The sequence below is a fragment of the Aquitalea sp. ASV11 genome (genome assembly GCF_016429185.1).
Taxonomy (GTDB): domain Bacteria; phylum Pseudomonadota; class Gammaproteobacteria; order Burkholderiales; family Chromobacteriaceae; genus Aquitalea; species Aquitalea pelogenes.
Genome location: NZ_JAELUD010000004.1, coordinates 99,194 through 118,246, shown reverse-complemented (window position 1 = coordinate 118,246; position 19,053 = coordinate 99,194). Strand labels below are relative to the sequence as shown.

Sequence of the window (19,053 nt, the reverse complement as noted above, 5' to 3'; positions counted from 1 at the left end):
GCCTGGGCCTGACCCAGCTGGCGACGGAAGGGGCGATGCGACATCATGGCCTCCATGCTGTCGGCGACGTGGATGATGCGTGCTTCCAGCAGGATTTCATCGCCGCGCAAACCGCGCGGATAACCGCTGCCGTCCATGTTTTCATGGTGCTGCCAGGAAATCTCGGCAATGGGCCAGGGAAACTGAATGTCCTTCAGGATTTCGTGGCTGGCTTCGGCGTGCAGCTTGACCAGTTCGAATTCCTCATGATTCAGGCGACGTGGCCGGGTGAGGATTTCAGATGGAATCTGGATCTGGCCGATGTCATGCACCATGGCCGCCAGGCCCAGTCCTTCCAGCTGGTGTTCATCCAGCCCCAGCTGGCGGCCGATGGCAACGGCAAGGTCGCTGACACGTACTTCGTGGCCAGCCGTGCTCATGTCGCGGTGCACCATGGCCGATGACAGGGCACTGATGGCCTGGATCAGCGACTGGCGCAGCGATTCCTCCGCCTTCTTGCGCCCGCTGATGTCGATGAAGGCGCCAATGATGCCGGCAATATTGTTGTCCTCGTCGTAGAACAGGTCCTTGGCGTAAACCACATCCATCAACTGGCCTTGCTGGGTGCGGATGACGTACTCGAACATCTGTGGCTGGCGGCTGGCAATCAGCTCGGCATCATTCTGGGTAAACATGCTGGCCAGTTCGGCCGGCCAGACTTCTTGCGGCATCTTGCCGATGATGTGCTCGGGCTGCATGCCCACCGTGCGGGAGAATGCCGGGTTGCAACCCAGATAGCGCCCTCTGGCGTCCTTGTAGAACACGGCAATCGGCATGGCATTGAGCAAGGCCTGGTTGAAGCGTTGCGCCCGGTCCAGCTGCACCATCACCTGGTTGCGTTCTGCCTGCAGGCTGATGGCAAGCTGTTCGCTGTCGTTGCACAGCTTGATGGCGCGGGACAGGTTGGCCAGGATGGGCGGGAATACATGCTCCAGTGGCATCTGCTGCAACATGGTTTCCGGTGCTAGCAGCATGATGGTGTGGGTTTGGTCCAGCGGCAGGCGCAGGCCGTAACGGTAGCGATCCTGACCGGTAAAGCGTTGTAGCAGACTGGCGTCGGTTTCGGCCTGAATGCTGCGGCCCAGCAGCCCCAGTGGCAGGGCGATGCCGATGCTGGCTTGCTGTTGTAGTTGATGGTCGCCAATCACTTTCAGCAGGCTGCCGCTGTTGGCGTCCAGTCCATCCGGGTGGTGAATGACAAGGCCGACCGGGCAGCCGGTGTGAAACAGCAGGCGTTGCACCACCTTGGTAAGCAGCGCATCAACCGTGACCTCGCGCCCGATGGTGAGAGACAGGTCGTACAGTACAGCAAGCAACTGGTCCTTGTTCATGCATCCATCCACACGCTGGCCGTGATGCAGGCATTGTGAAACAGCGGGTAGCCCCATTCATGCGGGCTGCCGATTTCACCCAGCGTCAGCGCCCCGCTCACGCTGGCGGCCTGGCTGTGCCGGATCAGGCCATGGATTTCCTCCAGTGCGGCCGGGCCAAAGTGCTGACTGCGTCCCGCACAGTAAAAGCTCAGCAGGTTTTTACCTTGCAGCGAGCCATGACGCTGCTGCAAGGTGCCAAGCACCTGCTGCACGCAGTCATCGCCCGGCACTGGCGGAGCTTGCACCATCATCAGCACGGCGTTTTCCGGCACTTCACCCACGCAAAATACCGAACCGTCATCCTCCAGCGCTACCGGGACACGAATCAGCAATTGCTGGTTGGCCAGCATGATGCCAAGCGGGAAATGCACGCCGAAGGTGTAGAAGTTGTCACGATTCAGTTCGGCACCAAACTGTTGCTTGACGATTTGCTGGTAGGCGTCGAAGGCCGGTCGCCAGTCAATCTGGAAAATGCGGTTACCGGCAGTGGCTGTGGCGGTGAGGGTGTGCTCCGGTGCCGGGTAGCCATGGTTGATGACCGGATTGGCCGTGGCGGGCAGCAACAGGCAGAGCACGCCGTGCATCATGCTCTGGTATTGGTCGAACAGGCAGGGAATGGGCTGGAACTGCGCGCTGCCGGCATTCACCCCGCCGTAGAACACCTGGTCGGCCAGTTGCAGGTAGAGGGCATCCAGAATGGACGCGATATCCGGCAGCATGCCATCGAAAATCATGAACAAGGTGGGTTTGCCCTGATCTGCCGGCCACGCAGCCAGCATTTGCGTTATCCGCTCGCTCATGTGTTGCGCGGTTTGTGCCGGGTCTTGCCCGGTATGAATGCGCAACAGAGCGCTTTGGCTGCCGCCAGGGCAGGGCAGCAGCAGGACGCCATGGTCAACAAAACCCTGATTGCTGATCAGGCGGGGAAACACCCCACCCGCCAGTTCTATGCCCAGATGCAGGCAGGCCGTTTGCAGGTTTGGCAGTTGCTCACGGTCAGCTTCGGCCAGCAAGGCCAGCAGGCGCTGGTCGGGGTGGTCGGCATGCCAGGCTTGCAAGCTGCTTGCCAGTTGAGCGGGATCCAGCGAACTGTGCCAGGGTGAGGGCATGGCGGAACTCTCTGATGATAGGCATGGAAAATACTCAGTAAGCTAATCATAAACGAGGGAAGTGCCATTGCCGACGGCAATCCGGCTGTCGGGCGGGAAAAATGCAGCAAAGTTTGATCCTGACCAGCATGTTGGCTGGTCAGGAAGTATGGCTGTTGCTGATTCAGGGCTTGGCAGACAGCCCGGTCGGTCGACTGCCATCGCTTTGCAGCCATTTGTGCAGCAGGCGGCTGCTGAGCGGAATGAACAGAAACACCATGACAGGTGTCAGCATCAGGGTGCTGCACAGTACCCGCAGCACCACCGGCAGGCTGGCCAGTTTGTCGCCCAGGAGCAGGGTGAAACAGAGCGAAACCGGAAAGAACACCAGCCAGATCATCACCGCCTGCTTCCAGCGTGGCGGTGTTTTCAGACCAAACCACTGTTCCAGGCCTTCGGCACAATGCACGCTGCTGTGCCGGATCAACTCTTCCCCAGCTGCCAGCCATGCCTGGCGTGCCGGGCTGACTGCCCAGGCATCCAGGCTGGCCTGATCGCTGAAGCGGAACAGGATTTGCCAGTGGTCATCGCCCGGCGGCGGTTGCAGCAGGCCGGAGCCCAGATAGCCGGGCGCGGCACTGGCGAGGCTCTCGCCCTGGCGGATCCAGGCGTGAAAATCGGCGTGGCGTGCCGGCTTGATGCGGCGGGTGATCAGCAAGGTAAGCGGTGTGCTCGGTGTCATGATGTGGCTCCTGCGGGCAAGTCCTGCCACCCGGGGTGTGGGTGGTCGGCACGCCTCCGGGGTGTTGGAGGCGTTTCGATCATGGAGCAAGCAAGCAGCGTGCCTGCATGCCTATTTGCGCAGCAGTCGCAAGCCGTTGCCCACCACAAGCAGGCTGGCACCTACATCGGCGAATACCGCCATCCACATGCTGCCCATGCCCAGCAGGGTCAGCAGCAGGAAAACCGCCTTGATGCCCAGCGCCAGCACGATGTTTTGCACCAGAATGGTGTGTGTGGCACGGGATAGTCGTACAAATGCGGGCAGGCGGGCGGGGTCGTCATCCATCAGTGCCACATCGGCGGTTTCGATGGCGGTATCCGACCCCATCGCGCCCATGGCAAAGCCGATGTCGGCGCGTGCCAGTGCCGGTGCGTCATTGATGCCATCCCCCACCATGCCCACCAGGCCGTCCCGGCCCAGATGGGCAATGATGTCGGCCTTGTCCTGTGGCAGCAGTCCGCCATGGGCTTGGTCAATGCCGACAGCAGCAGCAATGGCGCTGGCGGTTTGCTGGTTGTCCCCACTGAGCATGACGGTGCGGATGCCCAGCTTGTGCAGCTGGGCAATGGCGTCCCGGCTGGCGGGGCGGATGGTGTCTGCCACGGCAAACAGGGCCAGCACCCGCTCTTCATCCATCAACATCACCACGCTATTGCCATCTTGCTCACGGGCAGCTACCCAACCCTCAACTTCGGGTGTATTCCGGCCAAGCTGACCGGCCAGCGCCAGGTTGCCCAGCCACAGCTGACGTTCGGCTATCACCCCGTGAATGCCACGGCCGGTGATGGCACCAAACTGGCTGACTTCCTGCAGGGCGATGCCGTCTTGCTCTGCCGCGCGCAGCAAGGCGCGGGACACCGGATGGTCGGAGCGGCTGGCAAGGCTGGCTGCCAGGCTGCGGCAGCTGCTGGCGTGTTCAGGCTCCACTGCCTGCCATGCAGTCTGTTCCGGCTTGCCATGGGTAATGGTGCCGGTCTTGTCCAGTGCCAGTGTACGCAGCTTGCGGCCTTGTTCCAGCCAGACGCCGCCCTTGATCAGTATTCCCTGACGGGCTGCAGCGGCCAGGCCGCTGACCACGGTAACCGGGGTGGAGATGACCAGCGCGCACGGGCAGGCAATCACCAGCAGCACCAGCGCCTTGTAGATCCAGGCCAGCCAGTCGCCCCCCGCCAATAGTGGCGGCAGGATGGCCAGCAAGGTGGCCAGCGCAAAGACGGTCGGGGTATAGATGCGGGCAAAGCGGTCGACAAAACGCTGGGTGGGGGCCTTGGCATCCTGTGCCTGCTCTACCGCATGACGGATGCGCGCCAGCATGGTATCGCTGGCGGCAGCGGTGACGCGGTAGTCGAAAGCGCCGTTTTCGTTCAGCGTACCGGCGTAGACGCTATCGCCAGCCTGTTTTTCCAGCGGCATGCTTTCGCCGGTCATGGCGGACTGGTTGACCGTGGAATGACCGCTGATGATGACGCCATCCAGTGCAATGCGCTCGCCCGGCGCCACCCGCACTACTGCGTCCAGCGGAATGTCGTCCACCGGCATGCTTTGCCAGCTGCCATCGCTGGCCTGCATGGTGGCACTGGGCGGTGCGAGCTGCAGCAGGCTGTCAATGGCATGGCGAGCCCGCTCCAGCGACCTGGCCTCGATGCGCTCGGCCAGGGTGAACAGCACCATCACCATGGCGGCTTCCGGCCATTGCTGCAGCAACAGCGCGCCGGTAACGGCAATGCTCATCAGGGCATTGATGTTGAGGGTGAGGTGACGCAGTGCTATCCAGCCCTTGCGGTAGGTGCTGATGCCGCAAATGGCAATCGCTGCCAATGCCAGCAAGGCTGCCAGCCATGCCGGTGCGCTCAGCCAGTCACACAGTTCTGCCGTCAGCGCCAGTACACCGGAGGTGGCCAGCGGCCACCAGGGGGCAGGGGCAGTTGCGGAATCGGCCGGGGGCAGGGTGCCTGCCTCGGCTGCGGTTTCCGGGTTGAAGCCCAGCTCACGCAAGGCGCTCAGAATGGCAGGCAGTGCTGCCTTCTGGTGCGTGACTGTGAGCATGCGCTGCATCAGGCGGAATTCCAGCGCGACAACTTCGCTCATGGCGTCCAGCTGTTTGCGGATCAGCGCTTCTTCGGTGGGGCAATCCATTTGCAGGATGCGGATGGGCGTAACCGTCAGCTCGCCTTCACTGCGCGCTCCGGCCAGTGTTTCCAGCGGCGCGCTGGTGCTGCCGCAGCAGTGGTCGTGGTGGTGGTCAGCATGCTTGTGTCCATCCTGTCCGTGGCCATGATGGCTGTGGACAGGTTTGTCGTGCGGGGCGGGAACACGCTGGTAGCTGGCTTGCATGCTGGTCTCCTGTGTTGCATTGGCATACAGTTAACACCCTGTAGTAACTTCAAGGTCAACAGCTAAAGGAGAGTGCAATGAAAATTGGTGAATTGGCCAGACTGGCGGACTGTACCAGCGAAACCGTGCGCTTTTATGAAAAGACCGGGCTGTTGCCACCGCCACAACGCGAGGCCAACAACTATCGCAGCTATGGCGAGCGCCATCTGGAACGGCTGCGCTTTATCCGTAACTGCCGGGCGCTGGACATGACGCATGAGGAAATCCACCAGTTGCTGTCACTGATGGAGGACCCGCAGTCCGATTGCGGCGGGGTGAACCAGGTGCTGGATGCGCATATCTGTCATGTGGATACGCGCATTGCCGAGCTGGTGCAACTGAAAGCGCAGCTGGATGAACTGCGCCAGCGCTGCCAGCAGACACAGGCGCTGGACGCCTGCGGCATCTTGCAGGGTCTGGCCGAAATGGAAACCGCCGCCCGTCCGGAGCGCCATACCCATCTGTAAACGGGTATGGCTGCAGGACAAAGCGGGTAGCGTTACACCTGATACTGCGCCACGGTGTTGAGTATGGTTCTGGCCTGCTTGTGCAGTTCACGTGCGGCATCGGCCGAACTGCTGGCGGCAGACGAGTTTTCCTCTGCCATCTGGGCAATCTGTTCCACCCGCTGGGCAATGGTGGTGCTGGTGCTGGTCTGTTCGGAAATGCTGTGGGAAATGTCATGCACCAGTTCCCTGGCCTGCTGGGTATTGTCCTGGATGCGTTCGATGGCGCTGTTTGCACCGCGTGCGGCATCGGCTTCCTGATTGGCGCGCTCCACCACGCGTTCCATGCTGCCAACAGCATCCTGTGTGCCTTGCTGCATCTGGCTGATGACCGTGGAAATTTCCGTGGTGGACTTGGCCGTGCGTTCTGCCAGCTTGCGCACCTCATCGGCCACCACGGCAAAGCCCCGGCCCATTTCACCGGCCCGTGCCGCTTCGATGGCAGCATTGAGCGCCAGCAAATTGGTTTGTTCGGCAATTTCCTTGATGATGTTCATCACCGTGGCCACCGTCTGACTGTCCTGCCGCAAACTGGCCACCTGGCTTGCTGCCTGGCGGATGGATTCGGAAACCGCCGTGATGCCGCTTACCGTGGCCAGAATCACCTGTCCGCCCTGGCTGGCGGTATCGCCTGCGGCACTGGTTTGCTGGTTGGCCTCCAGCGCGCGGTCGGACACATGGTTGATGCTGACCGTCATTTCCTCAATGGCTGCTGCCATGGCGGCTGCAGCTTCGCTTTGCAACTCGGAACTGCGGGCAATCTGCGTGGTGTTGCTGGCCATGCCCTCAATGGCCTGGTCGACGGATTCCACGCTGCGGCGGATATCCTGGAAACTGTCCTGCAATTGTTGCAGCAGGGCATTGAATGCCATGGCTGTTTCGCCCACTTCATCCTGGCGCATCACTTTCACCCGCAGGCGGAAATCCAGCGCCTCACGCACATTGAACATCACATTGCGCATGCTCAGCAGGCTGCTGCGAATGTGCCGGAACAGGCTGCCACCCAGCAGCGCACAGCCCAGCAGGCAGGCAGCAATGACCGCAATCGACATGGTGATGGCCTGCTGATAGGCCTGGTGGTTGTCATCGGCCAGCTTGCCCGCCAGCCGGTAGTTGAATTGCATGTGTTCCTGCAGGTTCTTGCTCAAGGCCGCAGTCGCCGCACGCATATTGCCGCCGGTGATGGCTTGCTCGGCTTCCTGGGTCTTGTGCTGACGTGACAGCTGCAACAAGGCATCGCGGGCGCTGCGATAGCTGGCCACCAGCTTGCGGTCCTGCTCCAGCAACTGGCGATCCTCGGCGTTGACGATCAGGTCTTTTTCGTAACGGGCTGCGGCTTCATCAAAGCGTTTGTCCTGGGTATTGATGGCCTGTTGGTCTTTTTCTTTCTGACTGTCGTTTTGCGCAATGACATGGCGGTAGGTGCCGGTGCGCATCTGGGTCAGTGCATCCTGCATTTCATCCAGCGCAATGATGCTGGGGAAGGTATTGGCAGTCAGATATTCGAAGCGGGTATTGGCTTGCTGTTGCTGATACAGGCCAAAGCCGCCCACACCCATCAATGCCAGCAAGGCAATGCCCAGTGTCAGTGCCAGTCGTTGCGAAATATTCACGAAGCGCTCCCTGTCCTGAATTGTGTCGGATGACATACTGTCTTTATAGACGGGAGGGTTGTGGCGACAAGTTACAGGAAATCAATCTCTTGCCGAATGACAAACAAGTGGCACTCCGTAGACTACGGCCTGTTGCTATGCCGTAAGGTGACAGTCCTGCTGGCTGATGACACCCCAGATGGCAAAGTCCTGGCCGTAATCCGCCTCTATTGGCGGGTAGTCCGGGTGAGCGGCCAGCAGGCATAGCCGTTGCCCGTTGCGCTGCAGGCGACGCACCATGAATTCGCCATCCACGGCGGCCAGCACAAGATTGCCTTGTACCGGGCTGCGCTGCGCATCGATGGTAAGGATATGTCCGGCAGCAATACCGGCGCCGCTCAGCGAGTGGTCGGGCATGGTCAGATAGAAAGCCTGGCTCTGATCCGGGTTCATGGTGTTTGTCATGATGAAGCTCCGCACTGTTGATTATGAAATTGTACAAAATCAAAACCAACAGGGCAAGCAGTCAATATCCATGTGCAAACAGTTTGAAGCAGGTAGGGCAGGCAGGGCCCCTTGTGGCAGATATGACAAATTTTCCTTGCTGGAGCAGGCTCTGGCTGGTTAACCTTCCAGCTTGAGACTATTCACCTTTTGCGGCGCAGGAGCCTTGCATGACCAAACAACAACTCATTGCCATTCTTTCCGAAAAAACCGGCTGCAGCAAAGTCGATGTCCTGCGCTTCATGGATGCGCTGGAGCAGACCATTCGTGATGAGCTGGTCAGCGGTGGTGAGGTCACGCTGGCCAGTACCGGCAAGTTCAAGGTGAAAAATACCGCGGAGCGCAATGGCCGCAACCCGAAAACCGGCGAAACCGTGCTGATCCCGGCAAAGCGCAAGGTGGTGTTCACCCCTATCAAGCTGCTGAAGGAAGCCGTAGCCGGCTGATCGGCCATGCCGGCTTGACCGGTATTGGACATGAAAAGGACGCCATGGCGTCCTTTTTTCATGCGTTCGGTCTATTTTGTGTGTCGGGCTGGATTGTTGCCTGAAACTGATCAATAACTAGAGAGAGCAGTAATAAATCTATTCAGTCAGTGTTTTATTTGATGTGTCGGGGATAAATATGCATGAAACAAAGCGTTAATTGCGTCATCAATGCCAATATTGTGCATCGGCCTGTTGAAAATGCCGGATGCATTTGAAATTGGTATTGACGTGTCGGATTGAAGCCGGGAACATTGCAGCACGCCGGTGACCACCAGAGGCGGTCGTGTCAGCTAGCAATGTGTGGTTTTAAGTAATTATAAGAACAGGATCCTCCATGCGTACTCTCCGTTCCAGAATGCTTGCATTTGTACTGATGATTCTGGTAGCCATTTCGCTGCTGTTCTGCGGTGTGGCCTACTGGAAGATGAAAGAAGCACTGCTTTCTTCCATCAGTGACCAGATTGTCCAGACGGCCAATAACAAGGTCAGCTTCATTACCGAGTGGGTTTCCACTCGTCAGAATATCGTCGGCTCTGCCTTGCTGCACTTTACCGAAGGGGACATGAAACCCATCCTTGACCAGTCGCAGGTGGCTGGCAAGCTGGATGACATGTATGTCGGTGAACCCAGCAAGAAAATGACGCAATTCACCGGTTCCACGCCAGTGCCTCCGGGCTATGACCCGACCGGCCGTCCGTGGTACCTGGCGGCCAGCAATTCGCAGGAAGCCATTGCTACTGCGCCTTACATTGACGCCGCTACCAAGAAGCCCATCATCACCTTTGCCAAGGCCCTGCGCAAAGATGGCCAACTGGTGGCCGTGGCCGGCGGGGATGTCTCCCTGGCGCGTGTGGCCGACGAAGTGGTGTCCTCCAAGCTGCCGGGTGACGGCTTTGCCTTCCTGATTACCGGTGACGGTTCGGTGATTGCCCATCCGGTCAAGGATTCGGGCATGAAGAAAATCAACGAAGTGATGCCCGGCTTTGATCTGAACAGCGTCAGCAAGGACGGCACACTGCAAACCATCAACCTGAACGGCGAAGCCAGCATGACTGCGCTGTATCCGGTGGGCAAGACCGGCTGGCTGCTGGGCGTGGTGGTACCGGTGGCGGCGGCTACCGTGTCGGTGACTCACCTGATCGAGCTGATGATCGCGGTGCTGATTGGCGGTGTGGTGGTGGTGGCCTTGCTGGCAACCATCGGTGTGGCCCGCATGCTGTCCGGCCTGACCGAACTGCGCGATGCAATGCGTAACGTAGCCAGCGGCGATGGCGACCTGACCCTGCACCTGCCGGTACGCTCGCACGATGAAGTCGGCCAGATTGCCGAGGCCTTCAATGCCTTCGTCCACAAGCTGCATGGCATGTTTGTGTCGGTGCGCAACGATGCCGAAGCGCTGGCACGCGATACCGCAGCACTGCATCAGGCCGCCGAAAGCATTGCTTCGGACTCCCGCGTACAGTCCAATGAACTGTCGGCGACGGCGGCAACGATCGAAGAGATCACTGTCAGCATCAACCACATTGCCGACAATGCCGGGGAAACCGAAGTGCTGGTTGCTTCCACCCGTGAAAACTCGGAAGACTCCTACCAGGCCATGGAGCAAGTGGCACGCGAAGTGCAGTCCATCGTGCAGACGGTGGATGCCCTGCAAAGCGCCATGGGCGACCTGTCTTCGCATTCCGAACAGATTCGCGGCATTGTGGCGGTGATTCGTGACATTGCGGACCAGACCAACCTGCTGGCACTGAATGCGGCCATTGAAGCGGCACGTGCCGGTGAGCAAGGCCGTGGCTTTGCCGTGGTGGCGGACGAAGTACGCAAGCTGGCCGAGCGGACTGCATCGGCCACGGTGGAAATCGCGCAGATGATCAACAGCGTGATGAGCCAGACCGAAGTGGCAATCGGCCATACCAGCAAGACCAACGAGCGTGTTGCCACCGGGGTGGCGATGTCGCGTGAAGCGGCCGAGAAGGTGGGCCGCATCAAGGCCAGCACGCAGGACATTGCCAGCCGCATGTCGGAAATCACCAGCTCCACCAAGGAACAGAGCACGGCTACCACGGTGATGGCGCAAAGTGCAGAGCGCATCAACACCAAGGCACTGGAAAGTGATGAGAACGTGCAACGCATTCTCACCATCATTCAGGACCTGTCGCGCCGTGGTGGTGATTTGCGTAACCTGGTGTCGCAGTTCAAGCTGTAAGCCCGCACGCAGCAATCCCAAAGAAAAACCCCCGCTAGCCGGGGGTTTTGTTTTTTCTGCCTGCAGGAAAACCGGCAGCACTCAGTTGCCCTGACCCTCGTCGTCGGCATAGTTGGCGCGAATCCGCAGGATTTCCGGCAAGGCCTTGCGAAAAGCGGCAATCAGTTGTGGGTCGAAGTGCGCGCCGGACTGGCCGTACATATAGTCCAGCGCTTCTTCAAGCGGCAGGGCCTTTTTATAGGGACGGGCCGACAGCAGCGCATCAAATACATCGGCAATGGCCACGATGCGCCCGGCCAGTGGAATGGCCTCGCCACGCAAGCCGAACGGATAGCCACTGCCATCCCAGCGCTCGTGATGGCTCAGCGCAATGATGCCGGCGGTTTGCAGCAGCTCGTCATCGTGGCTGCCAATGATGTCCGCCCCCATTTGCGGGTGCTGTTTCATCAGCTTCCATTCTTCAGCATCCAGCTTGCCGGGCTTGAGCAGGATGTGGTCCGGAATGCCTATCTTGCCGATATCGTGCATGGGGGCGGCCAGTTGCAGGATTTCCTGCGCCTTGCTGCCCAGGCCCGCCACTTCGGCGATCAGTCGGGTGGCGTGCGCCATGCGGATGACATGGTTGCCGGTTTCATTGTCCTTGAACTCGGCGGCACGCCCCAGGCGCTGGATGATTTGCTGGCGCGAGCTGAGCAGCTCGTTGGTGCGCTGAACCACCATGCGCTCCAGTTCGCGAGCCTGGTCATACAGCGCCAGATGGGTGCGTACCCTGGCCTTGACCACCGGCGGGCTGATCGGCTTGGTGATGTAATCCACCGCGCCGATTTCCAGCCCCAGCTTTTCATCCTCTACCGAGCACATGGCGGTGACGAAGATGACCGGAATGTGCTGGCGGTCGGGGTTGGACTTCAGCCGGCGGCACACTTCATGCCCGCTCAGGCCTGGCATCATCACGTCCAGCAGGATCAGGTCCGGCGGGGTGTCGGAATAGGCAATCTTGAGCGCCTTCTCACCATTGGGTGCCACCTTGATGGTGTATTCGTCTTCCAGGATGGCGGCCAGCAATTCGATATTGTCCGGCACATCATCGGCAATCAGGATGCTTTGACGTTGTCTGAGATCAGCCATGGATAATGGGCTTTCGGTTGGCATGCATGGTCAGCTTGCTTGCAGCCGGGCGCGCAGCTGGGCCAGCTGCTGCAAGGCGGCTTCGTATTCATATTGTCCCGCCTGACGTGACAGCTGTTCGGCGGCGTCGGCGGCTTCGTGATCAGCCAGGTTGCGGAACAATTCCGCCGCGGTCTTGCTGGCGCGGATGTCATCGTCACGCAGTTGTTGTTCCAGCGTATCCAGCAATGCACGGATGCTGTCTTCACCGGCCAGCGGAATGGCAGCTGCTGGCGTCTGCTCCTGCTCCAGCTGCGCCAGCAGGGCTTGCAATTGCTGCTCCAGCCGGCGGATGGCCTGGTCGCGGCTGTCGATGTCGCTGTCCAGATGGTATTCCGCGTGGCGGCAGGCGGCGGCCAGCGCGTCCGCACCCAGATTGCCGGCAAGGCCCTTCAGGTTGTGCACGATGCGGCGGGCGGTTTCGGTGTCTGCCTGCTGCAAGGCTTGTCGCAGCCGCTGGCAGGCATCGCTTTCCCGCTCGCGGAAGCGATGCAGCAAGCGCTGGTACAAGGTGGTGTCTCCACCCATGCGCAGCAGGGCGGCATCGCGGTTCAGGACGACATCGCTGCTGCGGCCGCTGCCGGGCAGCGTCAGCTTGCCGGGCAGGCTTTGCGGCATGCCGGGGCGCAAGTGGCGCAGCAGGCAGGCATAAAACACCTGGATGTCGATGGGCTTGGCGATGTAGTCGTCCATGCCGGCACTCAGGCAGCGCTGTTCTTCGCCTTCCATGACATTGGCGGTCATGGCGACGATCTTGCTCGCGTTGTGGCGGGTGTCCAGCCGCAACTGGCGCGTGGCTTCCAGTCCGTCCATCACCGGCATCTGGCAGTCCATCAGTATCAGGGCATAGTCCCTGGCGGCGGCCATCGCCACGGCCTGGGCGCCGTTTTCGGCCAGATCAGCCTGTATGCCGACCTGACGCAGTAGCTCCAGAGCCACTTCCTGATTGGTCTGGTTGTCTTCCACCAGCAAAACCTGTGCGCCTTGCAGTAACTGGCGCAGCTGTGCCAGATCCAGCCGCGGCGCATTGCTGCCGACTTGCAGCGCCGGCTGATGACGGCAGGCGGTATGAATGGCGTCCAGCAAGGTGGAGAAGGTGGCCGGCTTGTTGAAAATGCCGTCAACCGTGGTGTTGCCCAGAGCCTGGCTCAGGCTGTCGCAATCGTGCGCGGTGGCCAGCAGGCATACCGGGGTGTCCAGTTGTGTATTGGCCTGGATGCAGCGCAGGGTTTCCACCCCGTCCATGCCGGGCATTTTCCAGTCGATCAGCACCAGCTGATAGGGCAGTCCGGCATCCTGTGCCTGCTGCAGGGCCTGCAAGGCAGCCGTGCCGCTGTCTACCGACCATGCCTCCAGTTGCAGTGCTTGCAGCATGTGGACGAATACTTCGCGCGCTGCGGCATTGTCATCCACCACCAGCGCACGCATGCCACGGATGTCCGGCAGCGTGCTCAGTGCCGGCTCTTTGGCATCCGCCTTGCCAAACTGGCAGGTAAAGCTGAAGCAGCTGCCCTGTCCTGGCTGGCTGCTGACGGTGATATCGCCATCCATCAGTTGCACGATGTGCTTGCTGATGCTCAACCCGAGGCCGGTGCCGCCGTAACGGCGGGTGGTAGAACTGTCAGCCTGCGAGAAGGCCTGGAAAATACAGTCCTGCTGGGCCGCGCTCATGCCGATGCCGGTGTCGCTGACTGCAAAGTGCAGTGTCAGCTTGTCCTGTTCTTCCCGCTCCAGCCGCACGCTCAGCGTCACTTCGCCGGAATCGGTGAACTTGACGGCATTGCCCACCAGGTTGTTCAGCACCTGACCCAGGCGCAGCGGGTCGCCAATCAGCCGGGCGGGAACCGCGCTGTCAATGTCGAACAGCAGTTCCAGCCCCTTGTCCCGCACCCGCAGCGCCATCAGGTCGGCCACCCGGGCAATGACTTCTTCCAGCGCGAATTCGGTTTGCTCGCAACTGAGTTTGCCGGCTTCGATCTTGGAGAAGTCCAGGATGTCGTTGATCAGGCCAAGCAGGCCGTTGGCTGCGGTATTGACCTTCTCCAGATAATTGCGTTGCTGTGGGCTCAGCTGAGTTTGCAGTGCCAGCTGGGTCATGCCGATGACGGCATTCATCGGTGTGCGGATTTCATGGCTCATATTGGCCAGGAATTCGGCTTTGGCACGGGTGGCGGCTTCGGCCTGATGGCGGGCGGCACGGGCTTCCTGCTCGGCAACCTTGATGGCGCTGACATCGACAATCACGCCAATCAGCCCGCCCGGTGTGTTGTCCTCGTGGCGGAAGCCGGTTACCGAATACAGCACGTGATGCAACTGTCCATCGGCAAAGCGCAGCTGTTCTTCACGCGAAACGCGGCTGCAGTTGGCAATGACTGCTTCGTCCTCTTGCTGGAAGATCTGGCGGGCGCTGGCCGGCAGGTATTCCAGCTCCAGCACCCGTTTGCCGATGAAGTTGCTTCTGTCTATGCCGAAGGCCTGCTCGTATGCCTGGTTGCAGCCGATGAAGCGGGTGTCGGCACCCTTGTAGAAAATGGGATTGGGAATGGTGTCCAGCAGGGCTTCCACCAGGGCTACCTGATGTTGCAGGTCGCTGGTGCGCTCGACCACTTTTTGCTCCAGCTCGGCGCGGGCCTGTTGCAGTTCTGAAGTTTTGACCAGCAATTGCTGACGCATTTGCTCCTGCGCGGCTGCCAGCTGGCGCACTTCCAGCCAGGGGGATTGCAAGGCTTCCTGACTGACCGCCTGTTGCAGCTCCAGCTGGCCGAAACGGACGCTGCCCTGCGCCAGTAATTCCAGTGGTCGGGCAAAACGCTGTGCCATGCGCAGTGCCACCATGCCGGCACAAATCAGGGCGGCAATGCTGATCAGTACCAGCAGGATCAGGTCGCTGGCGGTGCCGGGCAGAAAGGAAGACTCCGGCGCAATCACCGCAATCCACCAGGTCTGGTCACTCAGTGTCATGGGCTGAAACAGGCTGAACCACTCCTGCCCATCTGCGGTGAAGCGGCTGGCTTGCCCGGCCAGCTGGCTGCGCAACAGCCAGTGCGGATAGGCATGCGACAGAGGGCCGTTGTTCACCGTGGCCAGCGGGTGCAGTTGCTCGCCCGGCTGCAATTGGCCATCAGCATAGGGCAGGGCTAGCAGGCGGCCCTGTTCATCCAGCAAGGCCAGGGTTTTGGCGCGTTCCGAAGGCAAAGTGCCGGCCAGGCGGGACAGGCTGCTCAGGTTGACGTCATGGCCAATCACGAAGCGGCTGCCGTCACTGGCGGTCCAGCGGGTGGAGACGGTCAGGCCGATCTGGCGCGTAGTGTAGAAGGTATAGGGTCTGGTCCAGACAATGGCCCCGTCATCGTTGCTGGCCATGGCATTGCGAAACCAGGGACGCTGGCGGGCGTCGTAATCCTGCTGCCGAGTCTCGCTGCGGATCAGCCTGCGTTGTCGGTCCCAGAAAAACCAGTAGGTGGTGCGGCCCCAGTGTGCCGGGTCGCTGATGCGATTGGTCCAGCCGCCGTTGGCATCATGCAGCAGCAGTATTTCGCGCCCGGACTGATGTGCCATGTTGACCGAGGCTATCTCGGCGTGGTTTTCGATGATGGGGAAAAAGAAATCGTTGAAGCGTTGCAGTTCGTGACGATTGGCCGCCAGCCATTCGGTCTGGCTGTTCCAGGTGCTGTTGCGGCCCCAGGACTGGCTGGCACGTAAGGTGTCCTGCACGCTGGACAGCAAATGCTGGGTGCGGGACTGCAATTGCTGGGCGGAAATCTGCATTTCCGACTGGGCCAGGCTGTCGACAGTGCGCTGCACGATCAGGTGATAGCAGCCAAAGGCGAATACCAGGATGGACAGCAGGATCAACCCGCACATGCGCAGGACCAGACTGCTGGCGAAAGTCTTTTTCAATCAGCGCTCCAATACCGGCGTACTGTGCTGTGCTGCGATGAGGGGAGAAGTGTTTGCCGGCCCGGTTGCGCCTGATTCAGAGGGGCGGAGCTGGCGATTTCCGTAGCGGCTTCATGATATTAACATGGCGGAAATCGCAAACTCAATTGTCATTGCAGATTGATTGCAGCCCCCGCCGGGGCTGGCTTCAGGGCTGGTTTCAGGATTGGGCCGCCTGGGCCGCGCGCAGCTTGTCCTTCTTGCTCATGCGCTTGCCCTTGATGCCGCCGTTGCCGTCGGCAAGCGGGGTGCTCGCTGGTGCATCCTGCGGTTCGAAACCGGCAATGCGTTCACGCTCAAGCTGGAGCTGTTGGCGCTTCTCGATCAGGCGGAAGTGGGCGGCGTTGTCGGCACAGACAAAGCTGATGGCTACGCCGCTGGCACCGGCACGGCCGGTACGGCCAATGCGGTGGGTGTAATCCGCAGGTGAGCGCGGCAGGTCGTAGTTGACCACCATCTCCAGCCGGGCAATGTCGATGCCGCGGGCCGCCACATCGGTGGCCACCAGTACTTGCAGCCGGGCAGCCTTGAAGTCGGCAAGTACCTGGCCACGCTGGCCCTGGCTACAGTCGCCGTGCAGGGCGGCGGCACGGATGCCTGCCTGTTGCAACTTGCCGCTGACGCGCTCGGCGCTGTGGCGGCTGGCAACAAATACCAGCGCCCGTTCCGGTGTTTCGTTTTGCAGCAGATGACGCAGCAGCATGGTACGGCGCGTTGCATCCACTTCGATGGCCCGCTGGCGGATGGCCGGGCTATTTTCAGCCGAGGCCGGGATGTCTATGGTTTGCGGCTGTTGCAGCAATTGCGTGGCCAGCGTGCGCAACGCTGGCGGGAAGGTGGCGGAAAACAGCAGGTTCTGCCGGTAGGGTGGCAGCAAGTCCAGCAACTGCTTGATTTCGGCAGCAAAGCCCAGGTCCAGCAAGCGGTCGGCCTCATCCAGCACCAGGGTACTGACGGCAGACAGACTCAGCGCATTGTGTTGCAGCAAATCCAGCAAGCGGCCGGGCGTAGCCACCACGATGTCGGCACCACCGCGCAGGGCCATCATCTGCGGATTGATGGAAACCCCACCATAGGCCACTACCACCTTGGGATGGCGCGGCAGGCTGTCGCCCAGTTCGCGCAGGGTGGCACCCACCTGGATGGCCAGCTCACGTGTGGGCAGCAGGATGAGCCCGCGCAGCTGGCGACGCTTGCTTGTGTGGTCGCTCAGCCATTGTTGCAGCAGCGGCAGGCAGTAGGCTGCGGTCTTGCCCGAGCCGGTCTGGGCGGTAGCCAGCACATCGCCCCCTTGCAGGATGGCGGGGATGGCAGCGTGCTGGATGGCGCTGGGGGTGGCATAGCCTTGGGCAGCGGCGGCATCGGCCAGCGCAGGCTGCAGGCCCAGAGAGGTGAATGGCATGAGCGGGACAGACGAAAGAAGAATGATGGAAGCGGCGGCAAAGCCGGCAGAGGCGCGCAGTATCAGCCTGTCAGCCTGCAGGGTCAAGCTTGCTGCAATCTGGGCGGCAGGCGGGGACGTTTAAGGGTAAAATCCGGGCTCGCCAGCCAAAGTAAAGTGAAGCAATCAGCTCATGGAAGAAACAGAAGTCAAAGACAAACCCAGATATGCCATCGTGGCGTCGGTTCAATTGCCGGAAGTCAGCGATATCGAATTTGCCTCCTCGCTGGCCGAGCTGAGCGAACTGGCCAAGACCCTGGGTTTCCAGGTGGTGCATACCTTTGTGCAGAAGCGTAACGGCTTTGACCGTACCGCCTATCTGGGGGTGGGCAAGCTGGAAGAAATCCACATGTACGTCAATCGCGGCTTGCGCGCTGATGAGCTGGCCGATGCGCCGCCGCAGTTGGACCCGTCCGCCATTGAGATTGATGTGCTGCTGGTGGATCACGAAATTTCCCCGTCCCAGGCGCGCAATCTGGAGCTGGCCGTTGGTTGCGAAGTGATGGACCGCACCATGGTGATTCTGGAAATCTTCCATCGCAATGCCCGTTCGCGCGCGGCCAAGGCACAGGTGGAAATTGCCCGGCTGGGTTATATGGCCCCGCGTCTGCGCGAGGCGGCCAAGCTGGCCGGCCCACAAGGCCGTCAGCGTAGCGGCATGGGTGGCCGTGGTTCGGGTGAGTCACATACCGAGCTGGACCGCCGCAAGGTGCGCGACCGGATTGCCGAACTGCAACGTGAAATCCTGGCGATGGAGCTGGAACGCAAGACCCAGCGTGCCCGCCGTCTGGAACGGCAGGGTCAGGGCCTGGCCGGGGTGTCGCTGGTGGGGTATACCAATGCCGGCAAATCCACCCTGATGCGGGCACTTACCGGTAGCGAAGTGCTGGTGGCCAACAAGCTGTTTGCCACGCTGGATACCACGGTGCGCGCCATCTACCCGGAAAGCGTGCCGCGCGTGCTGGTGAGCGATACCGTGGGCTTCATCAAGAACTTGCCTCACGGCCTGGTGGCCTCGTTCAAATCCACGCTGGAAGAAGCGCTGGATGCGGGCCTGCTGCTGCATGTGATCGACGCCAGCGACCCGGGCTTTGAACGCCAGCTGGAAGTAACCGATACCGTGCTGCATGAAATCGGTGCCGACGAAGTGCCGCGTATCCGCGTGTTCAACAAGATCGACCACGTGGCGGACGAAAGCGGCTGGCGTGCCGAGCTGGAACAGCGTTACCCCGGCTGCGTGGTGATGAGTGCGCGTCGTCCGGACGATGTATCCGCCCTGCGTGCCCGTATCGTGGCTTTCTTCCAGCAGGATCTGACTGAAGATGAAATCCTGTTGCCGTGGTCGGCCCAGCAACTGCGTGGCGAAATCTACAGCCACTGCCAGGTGCTGGAAGAACGGGCAGAAGAAGAGGGCAGCTGGTTCCGCGTGCGTGGAGAGGCAGAGCAATTGCGCCGTCTGCACGAAAAGCTCAACCCCGGTTCTGGCGGGCGGGAAAAGGAATACTGGGAAGTCTGAATCCGGTTTTCTGAACATAAAAGCCCATGTTGTCGCA

The 19,053-nt window shown here is 60.7% G+C and carries 13 protein-coding genes; 4 read left to right on the top strand and 9 right to left on the bottom strand.

Features of this window, described 5'->3' with window-relative positions:
* The 4 genes from JHD62_RS02960 to JHD62_RS02945 all read right to left on the bottom strand — a co-directional run.
* On the bottom strand, nt 1-1,370 hold a 1,370-nt coding region (locus JHD62_RS02960), incomplete at its 3' end, for an HD domain-containing phosphohydrolase (RefSeq protein WP_199101707.1).
* Nucleotides 1,367-2,521 (bottom strand): FIST signal transduction protein, encoded by a 1,155-nt coding sequence (locus tag JHD62_RS02955; protein WP_199101706.1) that lies wholly within the window; start codon nt 2,519-2,521, stop codon nt 1,367-1,369. The genes JHD62_RS02955 and JHD62_RS02960, both read right to left, overlap by 4 nt.
* A 163-nt stretch (nt 2,522-2,684) precedes the next feature.
* Complete coding sequence (locus JHD62_RS02950; RefSeq protein WP_199101705.1) at nt 2,685-3,242, bottom strand: antibiotic biosynthesis monooxygenase; 558 nt, start codon at nt 3,240-3,242, stop codon at nt 2,685-2,687.
* A gap of 111 nt (nt 3,243-3,353) precedes the next feature.
* Nucleotides 3,354-5,618, bottom strand: coding sequence for a cation-translocating P-type ATPase (locus JHD62_RS02945; RefSeq protein WP_199101704.1), 2,265 nt, complete (start codon nt 5,616-5,618; stop codon nt 3,354-3,356).
* 77 nt (nt 5,619-5,695) lie between these two features.
* Between JHD62_RS02945 and cadR the strand changes: the two genes are divergently transcribed.
* Nucleotides 5,696-6,124, top strand: coding sequence for a Cd(II)/Pb(II)-responsive transcriptional regulator (gene cadR, locus JHD62_RS02940; RefSeq protein WP_199101703.1), 429 nt, complete (start codon nt 5,696-5,698; stop codon nt 6,122-6,124).
* A 32-nt stretch (nt 6,125-6,156) separates the two neighbouring features.
* Here the strand turns inward: cadR and JHD62_RS02935 are convergent, their stop codons facing one another.
* Nucleotides 6,157-7,776: a methyl-accepting chemotaxis protein gene (locus tag JHD62_RS02935; RefSeq protein WP_199101702.1), complete on the bottom strand. Its 1,620-nt coding sequence runs from the start codon at nt 7,774-7,776 to the stop codon at nt 6,157-6,159.
* 135 nt (nt 7,777-7,911) lie between these two features.
* Entirely contained in the window at nt 7,912-8,220 is a 309-nt protein-coding gene (locus tag JHD62_RS02930; RefSeq protein ID WP_199101701.1) for a LexA family transcriptional regulator, read from the bottom strand.
* A gap of 209 nt (nt 8,221-8,429) precedes the next feature.
* Between JHD62_RS02930 and JHD62_RS02925 the strand changes: the two genes are divergently transcribed.
* Together JHD62_RS02925 and JHD62_RS02920 are read left to right on the top strand one after the other, a co-directional pair.
* Complete coding sequence (locus JHD62_RS02925; RefSeq protein WP_045844798.1) at nt 8,430-8,705, top strand: HU family DNA-binding protein; 276 nt, start codon at nt 8,430-8,432, stop codon at nt 8,703-8,705.
* 376 nt (nt 8,706-9,081) lie between these two features.
* Entirely contained in the window at nt 9,082-10,953 is a 1,872-nt protein-coding gene (locus JHD62_RS02920) for a methyl-accepting chemotaxis protein (RefSeq protein WP_199101700.1), read from the top strand.
* A gap of 81 nt (nt 10,954-11,034) precedes the next feature.
* Here JHD62_RS02920 and JHD62_RS02915 read toward each other — a convergent pair whose 3' ends face one another.
* The 3 genes from JHD62_RS02915 to JHD62_RS02905 form a co-directional block, all read right to left on the bottom strand.
* Nucleotides 11,035-12,081, bottom strand: coding sequence for a two-component system response regulator (locus JHD62_RS02915; protein WP_199101699.1), 1,047 nt, complete (start codon nt 12,079-12,081; stop codon nt 11,035-11,037).
* 30 nt (nt 12,082-12,111) lie between these two features.
* Nucleotides 12,112-16,020 carry a response regulator gene (locus JHD62_RS02910; protein ID WP_199101698.1) on the bottom strand — a complete coding sequence of 1,303 codons (3,909 nt, stop codon included), beginning with the start codon at nt 16,018-16,020 and terminating at the stop codon, nt 12,112-12,114.
* Nucleotides 16,021-16,219: 199 nt separating this feature from the next.
* The gene (locus tag JHD62_RS02905) at nt 16,220-17,461 is read right to left on the bottom strand and encodes a DEAD/DEAH box helicase (RefSeq protein ID WP_199101697.1); all 1,242 of its coding nucleotides are present in this window, start codon (nt 17,459-17,461) and stop codon (nt 16,220-16,222) included.
* 172 nt (nt 17,462-17,633) lie between these two features.
* Between JHD62_RS02905 and hflX the strand changes: the two genes are divergently transcribed.
* Entirely contained in the window at nt 17,634-19,016 is a 1,383-nt protein-coding gene (gene hflX / locus JHD62_RS02900; RefSeq protein ID WP_199101696.1) for a GTPase HflX, read from the top strand.
* Nucleotides 19,017-19,053: the final 37 nt, after the last annotated feature.